The organism is Lutibacter sp. HS1-25 (assembly GCF_004121075.1).
Taxonomy (GTDB): Bacteria; Bacteroidota; Bacteroidia; order Flavobacteriales; family Flavobacteriaceae; genus Lutibacter.
On sequence record NZ_RHLN01000161.1, the window covers coordinates 1 to 20,714 of the forward strand.

Genomic DNA, 20,714 nt, shown 5'->3' on the forward strand with positions numbered 1-20,714 from the left:
AGAACTAGAGAATGAACAGATAAAACTAGCAAAAGCAAAGAACAGCACATGCTCTCCCAAAGAGTTTAGCAACGGAGACACAAGAAAACAACTTTTGGCTAGAAGTAGATACTTGCTATACAAAGCCCCCTCAAATTGGACAGAAAGCCAATACTGTAGAAGCAAAATATTGTTCGATCAATATCCTGATATAAAAATCGCTTTTGATCTTACTCAAGGACTAAGGAACATATTCAATACAGCCAAAACTATAGAAGTAGCATATACAAAGCTAGCACATTGGTATAAAGATGTAGAAAATACAGGTTTTAAAGCGTTCAACACAATTGCAAATACGATAACACTCAATTATAGGTCAATCCTAAACTATTTTATAAATAGAAGCACTAATGCTTCAGCTGAATCATTCAATGCTAAAATAAAAGCGTTTAGAGCTCAATTTAGAGGAGTTAGAAACGTTGAGTTCTTCCTTTTTAGATTAACAACAATATTTGCATAAACACAACAATTGTTATTGATTCACTATTATCTAAAGTGACACAAAAAGTGACACACTAAAAAAAGAAAATCCTGCAAACTATTATGTTTACAGGATTCTTGAAATTTGCTTGTTGACCCACAAGGACTCGAACCTTGACTGACGATACCAAAAACCGGAGTGCTACCATTACACCATGGGTCATTTTGCGGGTGCAAATTTAAAGCAAAGTTTGAATCTCACAAACATTTTTGCTGTTTTTTTTAAAAAAATATTTTCATTTACTCTTTAGCAATACATTAACAGTGCATAAAGCAGCATATTATAGATTAATTTTGCTAAATTCGTCCCGTTAAAAAATTTAATATGAATTCGTTTAATTATTCTAAATGGAACACCATAATTGGATGGGCCACTTTTACAATTGCATTAATTACATACGCCTTAACAATTGAACCTACAGTTAGTTATTGGGATTGTGGAGAATATATATCAACTGCTGTTAAATTAGAAGTAGGACATCCTCCAGGAGCTCCTTTATTTCAAATGTTAGGTGCATTTTTTGCCATGTTTACTACTGATGCATTAGAAATTGCCAAAATGGTAAACTTTATGTCGGCTTTAGCAAGTGCTTTTACCATTTTGTTTATGTTTTGGACCATTACCGCATTGGGTAAAAAATTGGTTGAAAAATCATACGAATTAACTTCTAGCTCTTACATTGCTATTTTAGGAAGTGGTGTTGTAGGTGGTTTAACTTATACTTTTTCAGACAGTTTTTGGTTTAGCGCTGTTGAAGGAGAAGTTTACGCAATGTCTTCATTTTTAATGGCCTTGTTATTTTGGTTAGGAATAAGATGGGAAGAAGAAATGGACAAACCCCAAGGAAACAAATGGCTACTTTTAATAAGTTTTGTTGTTGGTTTATCGTTTGGTGTACACATTTTATCTCTATTGGTAATTCCTTCAATTGTATTTTTATACATCTTCAAAAAACATAAAAATTTAAATATTAAACAATTTATAATTGCCAATGCTGCTGCTATTTTAGTTTTAATGTTTGTATTTAAAATGTTGTTTCCATACACTTTAAAATATTTTAGTGCTTTAGAATTGTTTTTTGTAAATTCTATTGGAATGCCTTTTAACTCTGGAAGTATTATTGCAGGTGTTTTATTGATTGCATTCTTTTACTATGGAATTAAGTATACTCACAAAAAACAATTGGTTGAAGCCAACACAATTATACTATCTGTATTGTTTATAATGATAGGGTTTTCATCTTGGCTTATGTTGCCTATTAGAGCAAATGCCAACACAACAATTAACGAAAATAATCCATCAAGTGCTCGTGAATTATTGGCTTATTACGACCGCGAACAATATGGTGATGCCAATGTTTTCTACGACACCTATTACTCTTTGGTTTACAACAGAGAATCTGATAGCGAAAACCCTACGCGTGATGACAAACCTAAGTATGAAAAAGACTTCGAAACAAATAAATATGTTATTGTAAATAACTACAAAGATGCTTTACCTAACTGGAGCGACAAACACAAGGGTTTTATGCCTAGAATGGTAAGTACTGATGCAAACGCAATAAAAAACTACAAAGCCATTGCAGGCATTCCACAAAGCAGTAAACGACGACCAACTTTTATAGAAAATATCAAATTTATGGTCGATTACCAATTTGGTTATATGTATGGCCGCTATTTTATGTGGAATTTTGTTGGAAGACAAAACGATGAACAAGGTCAATTAGATATTCATAATGGTAACTGGATAAGTGGTATCAATGCGATTGATAGTTACTTTTTAGGACCTCAGTCTAACTTACCATCTGACGTTAAAAACAATAAAGGACGAAATACTTATTATTTTTTACCGCTAATTTTAGGGATTATAGGATTGGTTTTTCACTTTAAAAAAGATAAAAACGATTTCTATGTATTGCTACTTTTCTTTGCTTTTACCGGATTGGCTATTATATTTTATACAAATCCTAGACCATTTGAACCTCGTGAACGAGATTATGCTGTGGTAGGTTCGTTTTATATTTTTGCAATATGGGTAGGTTTTGGTGTATTGGCATTGTTTGAAAAATTAAAAGCTTATGCCAATCCAAAAACAGTAGCAATTGCAGTTTCTGTAGTTTCTTTGTTAGCAGTACCAACATTAATGGCTTCTGAAAACTGGGACGATCACGACAGATCTAATCGTTACACAGCTCATTTAAATGCAAAAGCATATTTAGACTCTTGTGATCCAAATGCCATTTTATTCACCATTGGAGACAATGACACTTTCCCACTTTGGTATATGCAAGAAGTTGAAAATTATAGAACTGATATGAAATTGATCAATACCAGTTTATTTGCAACCGACTGGTACATAGATCAAATGAAACGAAAAACCTATGAAGCAGACCCAATTCCGTCTCAATTAACTCATGACAAATACAAATGGGGTACTTTAGATGTTGCCTATTATTTTGAAGAAATATTTCCACAATTAAAAGATTCTGTAATTGATATTGAATATTTAATGAAATGGATTGAAAGCGATCAAGATATTACTCAATACGATTTAGATGGTGACGGAATAAAAGAAAAAGTGCTTCCTTCTAATAAAATTAGAATCCCAGTTGATAAAGAAGCTGTATTGAGAAATGGTATTGTTGCTGCAAAAGATGCTGATTTAATTGTTCCTTATATTGATATTAATTTTGGTTCTTCACTTACTAAAAACCGAATTTTAATGCTTGATATTTTAGCTAACAATCATTGGGAAAAACCAATATACTTTACAGGTGGCGCTCAAGCCGATGAAGAATATATTTGGTTAAAAGATTATTTACAACTAGATGGAATGACCTTTAAATTGGTTCCTATTCAAACAAAAAATGAGGGTAGCTTTTTTGATATGGGTAGAATCAACTCAGACATTATGTACAAAAATGTAATGAATTGGGATTGGAGAAATATTACTGATGATAACATTTATTTAGACCCTGAAACCAGAAAAAATTCTGTAACATACAGAAACAACATGGAACGCTTAGCACGTGTTTTAATAAGTGAAGGTCAAAATGAAAAAGCTTTAGAAATTTTAGACATTTCATTAGAAAAAATGCCTGTACATAAATTTGGACACTACAGTATGCTTATTTCTTATATTGATTTGTACTACATTTTAAACCAAAAAGAAAAGGCTCGTAATTTAGCTAGTGAATTAATAATTGTTTTTCAAGAAAACTTGGTTTATTACAGTCAATTTAACCAATCATATTTTAGCAGTATTGAAGACGAATTACAAAGAAGTTTACTTATGTACGACCAAATTGTAAAAACCTCCATAAAATTTGATGATAAAGAATTTGCATCGGGTTTAAGAGATGAATACATTAACTATTTAAAAATGTTTCAGCACTTACTTGAAGAATAATTTATGAAACATTATTTTATAAAAACTCCAAATCTAATAAAGTTACTGTTAAGAAACTGGATTTGGAGTTTTTCATCAAAAGAAAAAAACTTATACCTTACTTTTGATGATGGTCCAACACCCGATATTACTTATTGGATTTTAAATCAACTAAGTCAATACAATGCAAAAGCTACTTTTTTTTGTGTTGGAGAAAACTTAACAAAATATCCAGCTGTTTCTCAAAAAATACTTGAACTCAATCACAGTATAGGAAATCATACCCATAACCATTTAAATGGATTTAACACCTCAACTCTAAATTACGTTGAAAATATTGAATTATTTGAAAAAAAAACAAACCTAAACCTAAAACTATTTAGACCTCCTTACGGAAAACTCACCTTTTCACAATCTAAAAAGATTAGAAAAAAAGGGTATAAAATTATTATGTGGGATGTTTTAAGTGCTGATTTTGATGCTACTGTTTCAAATGAACAATGTTTAAGAAATGTAATTGCAAACACTAAAAATGGAAGTATTGTAGTGCTACACGATAATTATAAATCGCTAGAAAAACTACAATTCACATTGCCAAAAATATTAGAATATTATACTGCTAAAGGCTATACTTTTAAGGCAATTAATTAAAGATATTGTTGCACCAAGCTAATCAATGTATTTGCATCTTGATCACCCGATTGACGCCATTTCATTTCGCCATCCTTATAAATAATAAAAGTAGGATTCCCTTTTATTCGCAAGGCATTTGCCAAAATTTCGTTTTTCTCAACATCAATTTTTATTACTTTAGCTCTATCACCAAGCGCCGCAGCTACATCACGCAATGTTGCATGAACAACACTAGAATCTTCTTCCCATTCAGTATAAAAATCAATTAAAACAGGAATATCCGAACTTATTAATTCGCCAAACTTTGCCATAACCTATTTATTTATATCTTGATTAATTTTCAAAAATCTACATTTATATATACAAATGTAACATTTTAATTGAATAAAGACAATTAACCAATCAAATCGATTTGCCTGTCATGATATCCAAGAAAATACAACACACCATCTAATCCTATGCTTGAAATTGAACTTTGCGCATTCTCTTTAACTTTTGGCTTCGCATGAAACGCTATACCTAAACCAGCCACATTTAGCATTGCCAAATCATTAGCCCCATCACCTACTGCAATAGTTTGGGCAATATCTATACCTTCTTTTTTGGCTATTTCTCTAAGGTATTCGGCTTTTTTATCACCATCTACAATTTCACCAAGATAGTTACCTGTTAATTTACCATCAATAATTTCTAATTGATTTGCAAACACATAATCCATACCCAATTCTTCCTTCAAATGATTTCCAAAATAGGTAAATCCACCTGATAGAATAGCTGTTTTAAAACCATAACTTTTAAGCGCATCAATTAATCGCCTTGCACCTTTAGTAATAGGTAAATTTTTAGCAATTTCTTGCAGCACAGCTTCATCAAGACCTTTCAAAAGTTTCATTCGCGCTTTAAAACTCTCTTTAAAATCAATTTCGCCATTCATAGCAGATTCTGTAATTGCTTTTACTTGCTCACCAACACCTGCACGCTCAGCCAACTCATCAATAACCTCAGTTTGAATTAAGGTTGAATCCATATCAAAACATACCAAACGTCTATTTCTTCTAAAAATATCATCTTCTTGAAAAGCAATATCAACATCTAACTCTTGAGAAATTTTCATAAACTTTTCTGTAAATTCAGATTTATTATCTATTCTTCCTCTTATAGATAACTGCACAGACGCTCTCGGGTATTCTTCTTTTTCAACCAATGACAAACGACCTGTAAGTCGCTTAATAGCATCAATATTTAAATTTTTATCAGAAATGACTTTAGTTACTTCAGATATTTGTTTTGCCTCTAATTTTTCACCTAAAATTGTAATAATATAACGGTGTTTTCCTTGAAGTTTTACCCATTTCTCGTAATCTCCTAGTGAAATTGGACTAAACTTTGCTGAAATACCAAGTTCGTATGCTTTAAAAAGAAGATCTTTTAACACAGCTGCAGATTTTTCTCCAGACTGAATTTCAAACATCATACCTAACGACAAAGTATCGTGGATATTTGCTTGACCAATATCTAAAATTTTAGCACCGTATTCTGATAAAACACAGGTTAAAGACGAAGTTAAACCTGGTTTATCTTGTCCTGATATATTTAATAAGTAAATTTCTGTTGCCATAATTATTTTATGCCGTGAAATTGATAAAATTTTGCATAACTACCAAGTAGTTAATCTTTAATTTATTACAAAACACCTTAATTTCACATTTTTGATTATATTTTTAATTATATAACAAATTAAAACCAAGTGTTGACATTTATTTTTCCAACTTTTTCAAGGTAATTACAGTTATTTCTGGCCAAATACCAACACGCCCCGGAAATGCTAAAAAACCAAATCCTCTATTTACATTTATATACCTGTTTAAATTTGAATAAATTCCAGCCCATTGCTCGTAAACATATTGCACCGGACTCCATTTTATACCTGGAATTTCAATACCAAACTGCATTCCGTGTGTATGGCCACTTAATGTGAGGTGATAATTATTTTCATCATTTTTAACTTCTGCATTCCAATGCGAAGGGTCATGACTCATTAAAATTTTAAAATCTTCTTTTGAAATTTTTGAAGATGCTAATTTTAAATCACCAGCTTTTTTAAAACGAGTTCCCCAATTTTCAACACCAACCAAAGCAATCTTATCACTTTGTTTTTCCAAATAAACACTATCATTTAACAATAGGTTGAAGCCAATTTTTGGGTGAATATTTTTTATAGCCTCAAAATTTAAAACTTTTTCATCATCACTTTTCCAACGAGCATATTCACCGTAATCATGATTTCCTAATACTGAATATTTACCTTCTTTAGCTTCTAATTTTTTAAAATACGGAATCCAAGGATCCATTTCTTCAGCTGTATTATTTACAATGTCGCCTGTAAATAAAATAACATCCGATTGTTGTTGATTGATTAGGTTTATACCGTGTTCTATTTTACTTAGATCGTCAAAACTACCGCTATGAATATCTGAAATATGTGTGATTTTAAATCCGTCGAAAGCTGCTGGTAAATCATCAAAATATAAAGTATGATTAATTACCTGATAATTGTACTTACCACGAGCCATACCATAAATTACAGAAAAAAACGGAATTGCAGCCATACCAAGTGCCACTTTACTTACAAATTCGCGCCTTTCAGCTAAAAATGTAGATGATTTTGAACTCGTAAAATAATTTAAAATTCCTTTTGAAATTCTAAAAATATCTTCGCCAAACATTATTAAGAGTGCAATTATTTTGGGTGTTATAGATAAAATTAACAATCCGAATGCAAACATTACAGATTGCGACATACCATTTGAGTTGTTAAAAGTAGCAAGTTGGTAAATTATATTTACATAAATAACCAGTGAAAACAACCAATAAGCAATTAAAAAATACTTATTTTTTGTGACCGTTTTTACACTTTGAAAAGCATAAAAGTCAACAAATAAAACAAATGCAGTAAATATTATCCAACGTATCATAAAAACAAATCTATATTTATTTTATGATTATTTAAATGTTGTAGAAAAAATTAAGAGCGTTTTAACAATAATATATTGAATATAGCAATTTATATTTGGCTAAAAATAATTAACTATTAACCATAAATTTATATTTTTCAGCATACTTTTCTATTAATTTAGTTAACTCATTTTTATTAATAGGCTTAGAAATATGATCATCACAGCCAATTTCCAGTGCTTTTTCTCTATCTCCAGCCATCGCAAAAGCGGTTTGCGCAATTATTATAACATCAGTATTAAACTTACGTATTTGTTGTGTTGCGATATATCCATTCATTTCCGCCATTTGAATATCCATTAATATCAAATCAATATCTGTATTTTTTTTACAGGCTTCTATAGCTTCCAATCCAGATTTTACCATTATTATTTCTTTAGAAAACTTTTTAACTATTACTGAAATTAATAATTGTGATATATCATCATCTTCAACAATTAATATTTTAAGTTTTCCTTCTAAATTGTAATTATCTTGTACCATTTCAACGTTGTTTATTGTTTTTATTGGCTCAGACTCAGCCTTATGTTTAATTGTAAAATAAAATGTAGATCCTTTTGCTACTGTACTTTCTAACCATATGTCACCTTCTAACATTTCAACATATGCTTTAGCAATGGCCAAGCCCAAACCTGCCCCCTGCCTTGCCTCAGTATCTGCAATATCAGCCTGAATAAATCTTTCAAATATAGCCTCTTGTCTGTCTAGAGCTATCCCAATACCCGTATCTTTTACATAAAACTCTAAACAGCTTTCTTTTTGCTGATAACCAAATTCTACAGAACCTTCATCGGTATATTTAATTGCATTTTTTACAAGATTGGTTAGAATCATATATAATTTCTCACTGTCAGTTTTAATTTTAAATTCTTTGTTTGTTTGACTATTGTAAATAAGTTGAACTCCTTTTTCTTCAGCATCAATTTTTAGTAAATTATAAACATCTTCTAATTTTTCGTTGACATTGATTTCAGACAAAATAATACTTGTAACACCCGATTCAATTTTAGAAATATCAACAATTTCCTGAATAACATTTAGCAATCTAGCACCACTTTTTTCGATTATTGCTATAAACTTTTGCTGATTTTCTCCAGATAAATTGGGCTGTTTTAAAAGGTTTGAAAAACCTAGGATACCGTTCATTGGAGTTCTTATTTCATGACTCATATTTGCTAAAAATGCTGACTTTAAGCGATCGCTTTGTTCTGCTTTTTCTTTAGCATCTATCAATTCTTGCTCAATTTTTTTTCTTTCAGTAATATCCAATACAAGCCCTAATATTTTAATTGGCTTACCTTTTTGGTCTCTCTTAACCTCAGCTACTGTTTTTATGATTCTTTTTTCGTTAGTTCCAAATTTATATATTTCCTGCTCTACTTCATATGAATTTTTTTGCTCGAAAATATCTCTTAAAAGAGCTTTTGAATTTGAATTTACAAAACAATCTTTAATTTGTTTTTGAGAAAATATTTCTACATTAGAATTTAAACCGAAAATTCTTTTAGATTCTTCTGAACCCCAATAAATACCTTTTTTAATATCCAATTCAAAAGTTCCAATTTTTGCAATTTCCTGAGCTTTTCTTAGCCTATATTCGTTTATTTTAATTTTTTCCTCATTTAATTTTCTTTCAGTAACATCTCTTAAAATACCTTCAATGTGTTTTGGCTCTCCATTTTCATAAAATATCAATTTCGCATTTACAGAAACATAAACACGGCTGTTATCTTTAGCATTCAATTCAACTTCATAATCGTTAACAAATCCTTTTTCAATTAAAATATTTAACAATGATACTCTACTGTCTGCGCTTAAATAAAAATTAAAAACATCTACACCTATTAACTGATCTCTATCATATCCAAAAATATTTTTAACAGATGGGCTTACTTCAATAATAGTACCTTGTAAATTGGTAATAAAAAAAACATCATTTAGATTGTCAAAAATAGTTCTATATTTAATTTCACTTTCCTCTAACAACTCATCAACTTTTTTACGCTCAGTTATATCATCTTTAACAGCCACAAAATGTGTAATAACACCCAATTCGTTCACAATTGGTGCTATTGAGGCCGATTCCCAATAAAATTCACCATTCTTTTTTACATTTTTAAATTCGCCTTTCCATACTTTTCCTGAAGAAATGGTACCCCATAAATTATCATATTCTCCGCTAGTTGTATGTCCTGATTTTAATATTCTTGGATTCTTATTTATTGCTTCATCTAATGTATAACCCGTAACTTCAGTAAACCTTGGATTTACATATTCTATTTCTCCAAAAGAGTTTGTAATTACAATTGATGCAGAACTTTGTTCAACTGCAGAAGAAAGTTTTCGTGCCAACTCAAAAGATTTTTTTCGAGCTGTAATATCTCTAATAATAGCTTGTACAATTACATCAGTTTTAATATCAATTCTGTTTAATGATGCCTCAACTTCAAACGTAGTACCATCTAATCTTTTATGTTGCCATTCAAATCTATGAGGCTCACCAACCAAAGCAGCATTTAGCAATCTATTTGCCTTGTTATTAGACAACTCACCGTCTGGTTGTTTTAATGGAGACAAACTGGAAATAGATTTACCAATAATATCATTTTTATTACCCCCAAAAACCTCTAGTGCTTTTGAATTGCAATCAATAATTATTTCTTCCTTTATAATTAAAATTGCATCATTGGCATTATCAAAAAGTATTTTATAATTTGATTGACTTTGCTTTAGCTTGTTCAAAATTTTATGATGATTTTCGCTGTAATAAAAAATAATACGTGCTGTAATTATAGCTACACAAAGAAGTATAAACAATGCAATTTGTCCATGAATTTTTTGATCACTAAGATCTTCTCTAAAAATAACCGTTTGTAAACTAATAAATATTAACCATACAAAAATGAATACAAATAAAGTTCCAAATAATATTTTTAAATTATTTTTTAAAATTGGAGTTGTTTGAATTCCAAAAAGTTTTCGTACCCCATTAATTCTAAGTAACACATCTGCACAAAGAGTTAAAATTAAAATACTTGCACCATCTACTCTTGCAAATTTAAATAGCATTTCGCGAGGTATATTGCTTACGGTTTGCTTTGTTAAAAAAGAAGCACTTAAAGAAAGTAATTTATTAAATAAAAAACCATTATAAACAAATAGGGCTATTAAAAAACAAGCAAACACGCCAAACATCCGTTGGTTTTTATTTTTAAAATAACGATTATAAATATACCCTATTAAAACAAAATACCCTAAAAAAATAAATGATGTTCCTAAGTTTGCCCAGCCATATTGAGGCCATAAAATAAAAGGAAAATAGATACCACCTGCCAATCCGGCTATAAGACCGTATCTCCAACCCCAAGCCATTGAAACTATTATTGTTAAAACTGAAATCCAAGGAATGTTAAAATCAAAATCATAAACATATATTAAAACATCTTGCTTTGATAAAAATATACTTAAAATACCAATACTTATAGCAACCAATATTCTTTTGTATTTTAAAATAAAACCTAATATTTCCATATACAATTTTTAAAATTTATTAATAAGATTCTAGCTTAAAGAAGTTTACAATTCAACAATTCCAATTTTTAGAATAATAAATATAATATTTTTTACAACACAGTACAAATTTTTAAACATAAGAACGAAATACACTATTATGTAAATACGAAATTATATATAGACCTTCATATTTAATCTTGTATTATTTTAAAAAAATATTCCGAGGTATTTTGCTTGTTTGTTAGCAAAATATCCCGGAATAAACTTAAACACTTTATGAAAAAATACTCTAAATGGTTTTAAAAATTATTCTTTGGTATATTCTTGATTACTACCATCACTATCAATTTGGTAATGAAAATCTATTTCTAACAAACCTGCATCACCACTGTAAGAATCAGAAGCGCTTCTAGAAAGTCTACACACCAACATACTTGAGAGTGTCATTCCAGTCCCATCAATACCACCAGTTCCTATAGGTGTAATAATATGTTCATAATTCTCAATGCTACCTTCATTAGGAGTTGCAACAGCAGTCCCCGAGATTGGAGTATTACTCGTAAATGTTCCTCCCACTTTTTGCCAAGTATAATCTAATACCCAAGTAACTCTATTTGTACCAGGAGCTACATCTTTTGTTGTCCAATGTACATGTGGGTATATTTTACTGCCTTCTTTCCAACCGTGAGGCATTTGAATATTGAATACAACATCGTCTGACTTACCACTTCTAAACCAAAGCAATGCTAAATCTCCTAAAAAAGAACCCCATGATGGCGGATCTACAGTTTTATTAATTTTCACAGCATTCACAGGTACTTTCAAGTCATCCCATCTAGTTGCATTTCCAACATAACTTAAAGAACCATCTGCAGTAATTTTTGTATAATTTTCCTCGTTAATATTATCTGATTCTAATCCACCTGCAGCCCCACCTGTAAGCGTTGAAGCACCTTTATTACCTAGCTTAATATCTCCGTTTGGATTAATTTGCACATACTCTGTCCCTGCTGCTGAAAATCTTATGATATCTTCATCTGCATTTTTTTCAACTTCAACTTTAGTATCTCCATCAGCATCAACAAGAGAACTGTCTGAAACCAATTCTTTCCAAACATTTATATTGTAAAACCAAAAACTTTTTGTTTCGGTATCAAAAACCATCAATCCATTTGCTGGACTACTGATAGCATTTCGTTCACTGGTTAACATTCTAGGTATTAGAATTCCTTTGACATTTGATTGTATATCCAACATTGATGAAGCATCAGGTGTTGTAGTTCCAATACCTACTTGGGCAGAAGCATTAAAAGACATAAAAAACACAACACCTAAGCTTACAATATATAATTTTAGATTTTTCATATTCAAATTTTTAATTAAACTATTATTTATTTTTATTTAAAACTACTCATTACATTCCTATTGCAACAAAATTAAATGATTTAATATAAAGATCTCTATTGTCATTTGTAACATTACCTACATAAAACTCTATAGAATCATTTGTATCTAACCACAATAACACATGCATTGCTGTACTATTATAATCTGCTTTTGAACCTGTTGTAATTAATACTTTTGAAGAATCTTCAACTACCGTGGTTCCGGCAGAAAAATCATTTTTTGCTACTCCAAATATAAATACATCTTTTAAATTATCTGGTGAGTAGCTAAAACTTAATGCTATATGAAAATATCTACCTACAGTACCCGTATATGTTAACTTATTATTAACTCCAGTACCAAACATATCATTAACAAATACAGACCCAGGTGGATTTATTTTCATCATATTATCAGTACCATTTGCATATCCCGTAGATTTAGCCGTAATATCAACTGTAAAACCCAAAACATTTGGATCAGAACTATTGTTAAAATAACTAATCTCACCCATAGGCAACATTAACCGTCCAGCCGCAGTAAGCGTTCCTGTAAAAGTTTTATTTCCTGCAATTGTTTGATTTGATGTTAAATCTACATAACTACCAGCTCCAGTTTCTACAACTTGCCATGAGGTTCCGTTGTAATAATTTAATTTATTAGTAGTGATATTGTAAATTAACAAACCTGTTGCAGGAGCTCCAATAAGGTCTCTTGCTGAAGTATCCATTCTTGGAGGAAGAAATCCTTTATCTGAAGAAGTTATATCTAACATTGAAGAAGCATCTGGAACATTTGTTCCAATACCTACCTGAGCAACAACACTAACAGATACAAAAAAAAGTATTGTTATTAAAACCAGAATATATTTATACTTTAAACTTACCATAATAAAATTTTATAATTAATTATCAACCCCTTTAACTTATTTAAAACTATGTACTAATTTACAATTTTATATGTGGCATTTCCTTGATTAGATTCAACAACTACTACATACATTCCCTTTGGATAATTAAACGGAATTACATTACTTGGCTGCAATAAAGTATTGCCTTTTAATTTCAACATTTGCTGACCAACTGCATTGTAAATTTGCACTTCAATAATTTCTACACTGTTTTTATTATTAATTACAATGCTTTCGCTTCCATTGTAAAAAACATTAAATTTTGACTTATCCATTTCTTCAATTCCCAAAGCAACTTCACTATTAACAGGCTCAAATACCAATTCAAATCTATCTAAATAAGTTCCTGTAGGCAGATTTATTGTTAAATTAGCTTCACTTATATTATGTGTAGTATTTAACACTTTATCAAAAACATAAACTGTCTCCGTAAAATTCTCTACACCATCAAGCATTATAGTATGAGTACCGGTTTCAGACATTACCAAACCTAACGGAAGCCTTGCTGAACTTTCGTAATCACTAACTCCCTGAATTACATATTTTTTAGACAAATCATTTTCAATTACAAAAAACAATTCATCAGCTCTTGGGTCTACCATTAACGCATCATAGCCAGGATTATAATTGAAATTAGCACGTGAGTTTGGCATAAAACCCAATACAATTTGGCGATGAAATCCCTCTGGATCTCTGTAACCAACTCTTACAATACTTTTTGTTGAAAGATCAGTTGTTGCAGCTATGACTTTTTTTGCTGTTTTTAAAAATTTTGAATCTACAGCAGTTTCAGGTTTAAATACTCTTTGATCGTTATTAAATGTAATTGCCCCATTTGCCACTGCATCTATAAAAAAACCTTGACCAACAGCAATATATCTTTCAGGAACACCTGAAGCTGTTCCAACACCACCTGTTCCCTGTATTATTGATGGCGAAGCTCCATCAGTTAAATTATAAACAGCATAACCACCTAAATAATCTGATAAGTTATGTGATGTTGTACCTCCATCAACCCAAAAATAAATTTCATTTAATACCGAAGCATTATCTGTTAAAAATTGTTCTGCATCTATAGCTGAAGGATATGGATTCCCCAACAAAAGTGTTTGACCTCCGTTTATAGGAAAACTATAATTACCGTTATTAGGTGTTCCTTTAAAAACATAATTTTGAGATGGCGCTCCTGTACCTTTCATACTATAACCCAATCCAGGTGCTATTTCATTGTTTTGATATATTTTATTCCAACCAGCGTAACCAGTTGTATTTGCAGTATAAGTATACAACCAACTTGTGTTAATTGTTGCTGCTGTTAATACATTTCCACCACCATCAACAACTGAAGTCTTTCCGTTATAAGGAGAACCACTATTAAATAAGATTTGTTTTGGAGTAAATAAATTTAAAGCAGCATCTTTACCGTCAAATAAACCTCCATTTAATTTAAACACACCTGTGGTATGCACTGGAGACGACCAATAATTAAAACCATAAGTTGTAGAAACACCTTGTTGATCTCTTAGTAATTTTCCAATGCCGGCATTTGCAATATTATTTGTTTGTATCAACTGCGCTTCACCAACCAAACGCAAATCACCGCTTGTTAACACAACTTGATTTTTAACAAATAACCCAAAATTATCAGTTACAGAAACACCTTGCTTACTAACATTTGTTAAGTTAACTTCTAAATTATAAAAATGACATTCGTTGGTTGACCCAGAAATACTTTGAACAGTATTTGTATCACTATCAAAATAAGTAGTTCCAGAAGTTGGAATTGAAGTTACTCCATTGTTTACAAAATTGTGATTTAAATGTAAACTTCCTTCATTATCATGAGTTGCTCCATTTTTATTAGTATACTCATTTCCAAAATAAACTTCCGTACCATCCATAATTTTAAATGTACCTTCATTTACAATTTGTCCAAAAACAGGAAACAAACTACTAAAATATAACATCGATAAAAAAATATATACTTTTCTCATGATACCCCAATTTTATTTACTTAGATAAAGTTATTACAATTTACCTAATTATCCTAATAAATGGTATGTTTTTATAAACAAATGGTATAATTTTTAATATAATTGGTTTTTAAGAGCCAATATTTAAGCTAAAGCACTGTTTGAAAAATGAAATTTCATCATTAATTCATTACATATTTAATTATCATTTATTTCTATTTTTTAGAAAATGTTAAAAATCTAAACCAAATAAATATCGACCAATATTAATTTCTAAAAAAATAAGATAAAAAGATTAAAAAAAAGAAACTAACCTCTTTTTGTTTCCTAAATTTGAAAAATTATTTTATTACAATTTATATTTAACCACCAGCTTTAAAAAGTCGTTAAATAAAACCTTTTAAAAAAAACGAATAACATGCAACAAAAACGCCTTTTTCTTTTAGATGCTTATGCACTTATTTTTCGTGGGTACTATGCTTTAATTAAAAATCCAAGAATCAATTCAAAAGGAATGGATACTTCAGCAATTTTGGGTTTTACAAATTCATTGCTCGATGTAATTAAACGCGAAAAACCAGATCATTTAGCAGTAGCATTTGACAAAGGCGGCTCTCACATTCGATCTGAAGTATTTCCAGAATACAAACAAAACAGACAAGAAACACCTGAAGCCATAAAAATTGCAGTGCCATATATCCATCAAATTTTGGAAGCTATGCACATTCCAATTATTGAAAAAGAAGGTTTTGAAGCTGATGATTTAATAGGAACACTTTCTAAACAAGCCGAAAAAGAAGGTTTTCAGGTTTATATGGTAACACCCGATAAAGATTTTGCCCAATTGGTTTCTGAAAATATTTTTATGTACAAACCTTCCCGAATGGGAAATGGTATTGAAATTTGGGGAATACCTGAAGTTAAAGCCAAATTTGAGATTGAACACCCTAAACAGGTAATTGATTACTTAGGAATGATGGGCGACGCTATTGACAATATTCCAGGCTTGCCAGGCGTTGGCGAAAAAACTGCTAAAAAGTTTTTAAAGGAGTACGGAAGCATAGAAAATTTACTGGCAAATACACAGGATTTAAAAGGTAAAATGAAAGAAAAAATTGAAGCCAATAAAGAATTAGGGCTTTTATCTAAGCAACTAGCTACCATATTATTGGATTGCCCTGTTGAGTTTCATGAAAAAGATTTTGAATTGAATCACCCTGATTTAGAAAAAACCAATGAGGTTTTTAAAGAATTAGAATTTAGACGAATTGCCGAAAGCTTACCTGCCATTTTTCAATTATTCCCTAAACATGGCAAAGAAGGTCAAAAAGTTGAAACAACAACCGCAATAGAAAATACAACTTCAATAAGTAGCGAATCGCATCAATTTGACTTATTTGCAAGTCCTGCTGAAGTTGTAACAAATACTTTGGGTTACGAAAATATTGAAACTTCAAATCAACTTTATCAATTTGTTGACACACCTTTTTCAAGAAAATTAACACTTCAAAAGTTATTACAACAACAATCTGTTGCTTTTCATTTAGAAACTATAGGCGCTAATAATTTTGAAGCTCAAGTAGTAGGAATTTCATTTTCTTTTGAAAAAAACAAAGGCTATTTTATTGCCATAAATAAAGACGAACAAGTTGATATTTTAAATGAGTTTAAATCGTTTTTTGAAAATGAATCTATTGAAAAAATATCTTCAGACAGTAAATACTACATCAAGGTTTTAAATAAATTCAACATTCAACTAAAAGGAAATTTATTTGACACTACACTAGCACATTATTTATTAAGTCCAGATATGCGCCACGACATGAGCGTACTTGCTGAAACTTATTTAAACTACCGCCCTATTACTTTAGAATCTTTAATAGGTAAAACTGGTAAAAATCAACTATCTATTACACAATTAGAAATTTCTAAATTAGCAAATTATACTGCTGAATTTGCCGACTTAACATTTCAGTTAAAACAAATTTTTAAAGAAGAATTAGAGCAACATCATTTAACAAAACTATTTACCGAAATTGAAATTCCATTATTACGTGTTTTAGCAGCTATGGAATTAGAAGGTATTAAATTAGATGGTGAATTTTTAAATTCATTAGATCAGCAATTAACAACCGACATTCAAAATTTAGAAGACACCATATATAAAGAAGCGGCAGTTGAATTTAATTTAGCTTCGCCCAAACAACTAGGAGATGTACTTTTTGATCATTTAAAATTAATTGAAAAACCTAAAAAAACAAAAACTGGTCAATATGCTACTGGCGAAGAAATTTTATCAAAACTAGCTCCTAAACATCAAATTGTTCAAGATATTTTAGATTGGCGCAGTTTGGTAAAACTAAAAAATACGTATGTTGAAGCCTTACCAAAGGAGGTTAACGCTATTACAGGTCGCATACACACTACATATAGCCAGTCTGTTGCTGCAACTGGCAGACTAAGTTCTAACAACCCTAATTTACAAAATATACCAATTAGAACACAACGAGGCAGAGAAGTTAGAAAAGCTTTTGTACCAAGAAACGAAAATTACACCTTAGTTGCTGCCGATTACTCTCAAATTGAACTGCGTATTATTGCCGCTTTAAGTGAAGACGAAAGTATGATTGAATCTTTTAAACGAGGTGAAGACATTCACGCTGCAACTGCTTCAAAAGTTTTTAACGTACCATTAAATGAAGTTACCCGCGAACAACGTGGAGATGCCAAAGCAGTAAATTTTGGGATTATTTACGGACAAGGTGCTTTTACTTTAGCTGAACAGTTAAAAAAATCTAGAGCTGAAGCCAAAGAATTGATAGACAATTATTACAACACTTTTCCAAAATTAAAACAATACATTGCCAACCAGGTTGAATTGGCGCGTGAAAACGGATTTGTTGAAACCATTTTAAAACGTCGTAGGTATTTAAAAAACATCAATTCACAAAATGCAATTGTACGTTCTGCTGATGAAAGAAATGCTGTAAATGCGCCAATTCAAGGAAGCTCAGCTGATATTATTAAAATTGCGATGATTAAAATCCAACAATTACTATCAGAAGGAAACTACAAAAGCAAACTTTTATTGCAAGTACATGATGAATTGGTTTTTGATATGCACAATAGCGAATTGGAAACCCTAAAACCAATTATTAAAAACACTATGGAAAATGCCTTTAAACTAACAGTACCTTTAACTGTTGATTTAGGTGAAGGACAAAATTGGTTAGAAGCACATTAATAAATAATGAACAATGAATAATGAATAATGAATAATTAATAATTAATAATGAGTAATGAATTATTTAAAGTTAATGATGAAGATTCTAAGATTAAAAGGCATGAAGTAACAAAAGTTAAAATTCTACATTATTTAAACAATTAACATAGTACAAATAAAATTGAATACTTTTTTTTCAATTCATAATTCTACATTGCTCATTACTAATTGATAACGATTAACCAAGGTCAAAATTCAACATTTTCATCATTCTTATTAAATTATTAATATTCATTTAATTTTACTGTTTGTTATATAAATAATAGTTCGTACATTTGCACTCCCTTTTTAGGGAGAAAAAATAAATGTTTAATTATAACAAAGAATTTAATTGTGAATACATTAAGTTACAAAACAGTATCAGCAAATAAAAATACAGCCACTAAAGAGTGGGTATTGGTTGATGCCGACGGCCAAACGTTGGGTCGTCTAGCTTCTAAAATAGCGATGCTAATTAGAGGTAAATACAAAACTAACTATACTCCTCACGTAGATTGTGGAGACAATGTAGTTGTTATCAACGCAGAAAAAATCAATTTAACTGGTAAAAAATGGAGTGACAAATCATACATTCGTCACACAGGTTATCCAGGTGGTCAAAGATCATTAACTGCAACTGAAATGTTTCAAAAAGACCCAACACGTCTTATTGAAAAAGCAGTAAAAGGAATGTTACCTAAAAACAAATTAGGAAGCACTTTGTACAGCAATTTATATGTTTATGCTGGTGCAGAACATAATCAAGCTGCTCAAACTCCAAAAGTTATTAACCTTAACGATCTTAAATAATGGATACAATACACAAAATAGGTAGAAGAAAAACAGCTGTTGCACGTGTTTATGTTTCTGAAGGAAAAGGTAACATTACAGTAAACAAAAAAGATTATAAAGACTATTTTACAACTTCACATTTACAATATAAAGTAATGCAAGCGTTAAACTTAACTGACAACGCAGAAGCTTTTGATATTAAAGTAAATGTTTTTGGAGGTGGTATAACTGGACAAGCTGAAGCTATTCGTTTAGCAATTTCTAGAGCTTTATGCGAAATAGATGCTGAAAACAGAGGAATTTTAAAACCAGAAGGATTACTTACAAGAGATCCAAGAATGGTTGAGCGTAAAAAATTCGGTCAAAAGAAAGCAAGAAAAAAATTCCAATTCTCAAAACGTTAATCGCTTTTTGGAATTGTATTGCCAATTTATTTGGCAGATCATTGAAATAAAAATTAAACAAAGTTGTTGTTGATCAGTCAATGACTGTAAAATGTTTAGCATCCAAATAGGGAAGATCGAATATTCGCTACTTCCCTATTGCTAACTCAACGGAACGTAAACTAACATACAAATGACAAATATTGAAGTTCAAGAATTATTAGACGCAGGTGTACACTTTGGTCACCTAACAAGAAAATGGAACCCAAACATGGCTCCATACATTTATGGAGAACGTAATGGTGTACATATTATCGACCTTTACAAAACTTCTGCAAAAATCGACGAAGCTGCTGATGCTTTAAAGAAAATTGCTACTTCAGGAAGAAAAATCCTTTTTGTTGCTACAAAAAAACAAGCAAAAGAAATTATTGCTGAAAAATCAAAAACTGTAAACATGCCTTACATCACTGAAAGATGGCCAGGTGGTATGTTAACAAACTTTGTTACAATTAGAAAAGCTGTTAAAAAAATGTCATCAATTGACAGAATGAAAACAGATGGTTCTTTTGATGCACTTTCAAAAAGAGAAAAATTACAAATTAACCGTCAACGTGAAAAACTAGAAAAAAACTTAGGTTCTATTGTAGATATGACACGTTTACCAGGTGCTATTTTTGTAGTTGATGTTAAAAAAGAGCACATTGCAATTGCTGAAGCTCAAAACTTAAACATTCCAATTTTTGCAATGGTTGATACAAATTCAGACCCAAGAGGTATTGATTATGTGATTCCTGCTAACGATGATGCTTCAAAATCTATTGATAAAGTTTTAGGTTATATTACAGATGCTATTGCTGAAGGTTTATCTGAAAGAAAAGAAGGTAAAGATTCAAAATCTGACGAAGAAAATAATTAATGTATAATAGTTGAATTTATT

14 protein-coding genes and 1 tRNA gene are annotated in these 20,714 nt (G+C 30.4%); 7 read left to right on the plus strand and 8 right to left on the minus strand.

All coding sequences use genetic code 11. From position 1 onward, the window contains the following. Positions 1–499, plus strand: a 499-nt coding sequence (locus tag EC396_RS16830) for a transposase (RefSeq protein WP_164975340.1), incomplete at its 5' end; no start/stop codon positions are given. A 112-nt stretch (positions 500–611) separates the two neighbouring features. Here the strand turns inward: EC396_RS16830 and EC396_RS16835 are convergent. After that, positions 612–682 (minus strand) — tRNA-Gln (locus tag EC396_RS16835). A 162-nt stretch (positions 683–844) separates the two neighbouring features. Between EC396_RS16835 and EC396_RS16840 the strand changes: the two genes are divergently transcribed. Both EC396_RS16840 and EC396_RS16845 read left to right on the plus strand, forming a co-directional pair. Beyond that, positions 845–3,928, plus strand: a complete 3,084-nt coding sequence (locus EC396_RS16840; protein ID WP_129368024.1) for a DUF2723 domain-containing protein — start codon at positions 845–847, stop codon at positions 3,926–3,928. Between the two features lie 3 nt (positions 3,929–3,931). Further along, on the plus strand, positions 3,932–4,558 hold the full coding sequence (locus tag EC396_RS16845) for a polysaccharide deacetylase family protein (RefSeq protein ID WP_129368025.1): 627 nt from the start codon (positions 3,932–3,934) through the stop codon (positions 4,556–4,558). On the opposite strand, the gene EC396_RS16850 is transcribed toward EC396_RS16845, so the two are convergent. From EC396_RS16850 to EC396_RS16880, 7 genes are all read right to left on the minus strand, one after another. Then, on the minus strand, positions 4,555–4,851 hold the full coding sequence (locus tag EC396_RS16850; protein ID WP_129368026.1) for a co-chaperone YbbN: 297 nt from the start codon (positions 4,849–4,851) through the stop codon (positions 4,555–4,557). The genes EC396_RS16845 and EC396_RS16850 overlap by 4 nt on opposite strands. 83 nt (positions 4,852–4,934) lie before the next feature. Then, positions 4,935–6,158, minus strand: coding sequence for a phosphoserine phosphatase SerB (gene serB, locus EC396_RS16855; RefSeq protein WP_129368027.1), 1,224 nt, complete (start codon positions 6,156–6,158; stop codon positions 4,935–4,937). A gap of 139 nt (positions 6,159–6,297) precedes the next feature. Continuing rightward, complete coding sequence (locus tag EC396_RS16860; protein ID WP_129368028.1) at positions 6,298–7,515, minus strand: metallophosphoesterase; 1,218 nt, start codon at positions 7,513–7,515, stop codon at positions 6,298–6,300. Between the two features lie 109 nt (positions 7,516–7,624). After that, on the minus strand, positions 7,625–11,086 hold the full coding sequence (locus EC396_RS16865; protein ID WP_129368029.1) for a PAS domain S-box protein: 3,462 nt from the start codon (positions 11,084–11,086) through the stop codon (positions 7,625–7,627). Between the two features lie 288 nt (positions 11,087–11,374). Then, positions 11,375–12,433: a hypothetical protein gene (locus EC396_RS16870; RefSeq protein ID WP_129368030.1), complete on the minus strand. Its 1,059-nt coding sequence runs from the start codon at positions 12,431–12,433 to the stop codon at positions 11,375–11,377. A 49-nt stretch (positions 12,434–12,482) separates the two neighbouring features. Further along, positions 12,483–13,343, minus strand: coding sequence for a hypothetical protein (locus EC396_RS16875; RefSeq protein ID WP_129368031.1), 861 nt, complete (start codon positions 13,341–13,343; stop codon positions 12,483–12,485). Positions 13,344–13,396: 53 nt separating this feature from the next. Beyond that, positions 13,397–15,358 carry a T9SS type A sorting domain-containing protein gene (locus EC396_RS16880; protein WP_240665771.1) on the minus strand — a complete coding sequence of 654 codons (1,962 nt, stop codon included), beginning with the start codon at positions 15,356–15,358 and terminating at the stop codon, positions 13,397–13,399. A 397-nt stretch (positions 15,359–15,755) separates the two neighbouring features. On the opposite strand from EC396_RS16880, the gene polA reads away from it, so the two are divergent. The 4 genes from polA (at position 15,756) to rpsB (ending at position 20,693) form a co-directional block, all read left to right on the plus strand. Further along, positions 15,756–18,581 carry a DNA polymerase I gene (gene polA, locus EC396_RS16885; RefSeq protein WP_129368032.1) on the plus strand — a complete coding sequence of 942 codons (2,826 nt, stop codon included), beginning with the start codon at positions 15,756–15,758 and terminating at the stop codon, positions 18,579–18,581. A 372-nt stretch (positions 18,582–18,953) separates the two neighbouring features. After that, positions 18,954–19,409: a 50S ribosomal protein L13 gene (gene rplM / locus EC396_RS16890; protein WP_129368033.1), complete on the plus strand. Its 456-nt coding sequence runs from the start codon at positions 18,954–18,956 to the stop codon at positions 19,407–19,409. After that, the gene (gene rpsI, locus EC396_RS16895) at positions 19,409–19,795 is read left to right on the plus strand and encodes a 30S ribosomal protein S9 (protein ID WP_129368034.1); all 387 of its coding nucleotides are present in this window, start codon (positions 19,409–19,411) and stop codon (positions 19,793–19,795) included. Before rplM ends, rpsI begins: the two co-directional genes overlap by 1 nt. 172 nt (positions 19,796–19,967) lie before the next feature. Continuing rightward, positions 19,968–20,693: a 30S ribosomal protein S2 gene (gene rpsB, locus EC396_RS16900; RefSeq protein WP_129368035.1), complete on the plus strand. Its 726-nt coding sequence runs from the start codon at positions 19,968–19,970 to the stop codon at positions 20,691–20,693. Positions 20,694–20,714: the final 21 nt, after the last annotated feature.

What these genes read in the sequence shown, in the direction of transcription:
- EC396_RS16850 (WP_129368026.1), bottom strand. Translation starts at nt 4,851, where the DNA reads ATGGCAAAGTTTGGCGAATTAATAAGTTCGGATATTCCTGTTTTAATT.
- EC396_RS16870 (WP_129368030.1), bottom strand. Translation starts at nt 12,433, where the DNA reads ATGAAAAATCTAAAATTATATATTGTAAGCTTAGGTGTTGTGTTTTTT.
- rpsB (WP_129368035.1), top strand. Translation starts at nt 19,968, where the DNA reads ATGACAAATATTGAAGTTCAAGAATTATTAGACGCAGGTGTACACTTT.
- polA (WP_129368032.1), top strand. Translation starts at nt 15,756, where the DNA reads ATGCAACAAAAACGCCTTTTTCTTTTAGATGCTTATGCACTTATTTTT.
- rpsI (WP_129368034.1), top strand. Translation starts at nt 19,409, where the DNA reads ATGGATACAATACACAAAATAGGTAGAAGAAAAACAGCTGTTGCACGT.
- EC396_RS16860 (WP_129368028.1), bottom strand. Translation starts at nt 7,515, where the DNA reads ATGATACGTTGGATAATATTTACTGCATTTGTTTTATTTGTTGACTTT.
- EC396_RS16845 (WP_129368025.1), top strand. Translation starts at nt 3,932, where the DNA reads ATGAAACATTATTTTATAAAAACTCCAAATCTAATAAAGTTACTGTTA.
- EC396_RS16875 (WP_129368031.1), bottom strand. Translation starts at nt 13,343, where the DNA reads ATGGTAAGTTTAAAGTATAAATATATTCTGGTTTTAATAACAATACTT.
- EC396_RS16865 (WP_129368029.1), bottom strand. Translation starts at nt 11,086, where the DNA reads ATGGAAATATTAGGTTTTATTTTAAAATACAAAAGAATATTGGTTGCT.
- EC396_RS16840 (WP_129368024.1), top strand. Translation starts at nt 845, where the DNA reads ATGAATTCGTTTAATTATTCTAAATGGAACACCATAATTGGATGGGCC.
- EC396_RS16880 (WP_240665771.1), bottom strand. Translation starts at nt 15,358, where the DNA reads ATGAGAAAAGTATATATTTTTTTATCGATGTTATATTTTAGTAGTTTG.
- serB (WP_129368027.1), bottom strand. Translation starts at nt 6,158, where the DNA reads ATGGCAACAGAAATTTACTTATTAAATATATCAGGACAAGATAAACCA.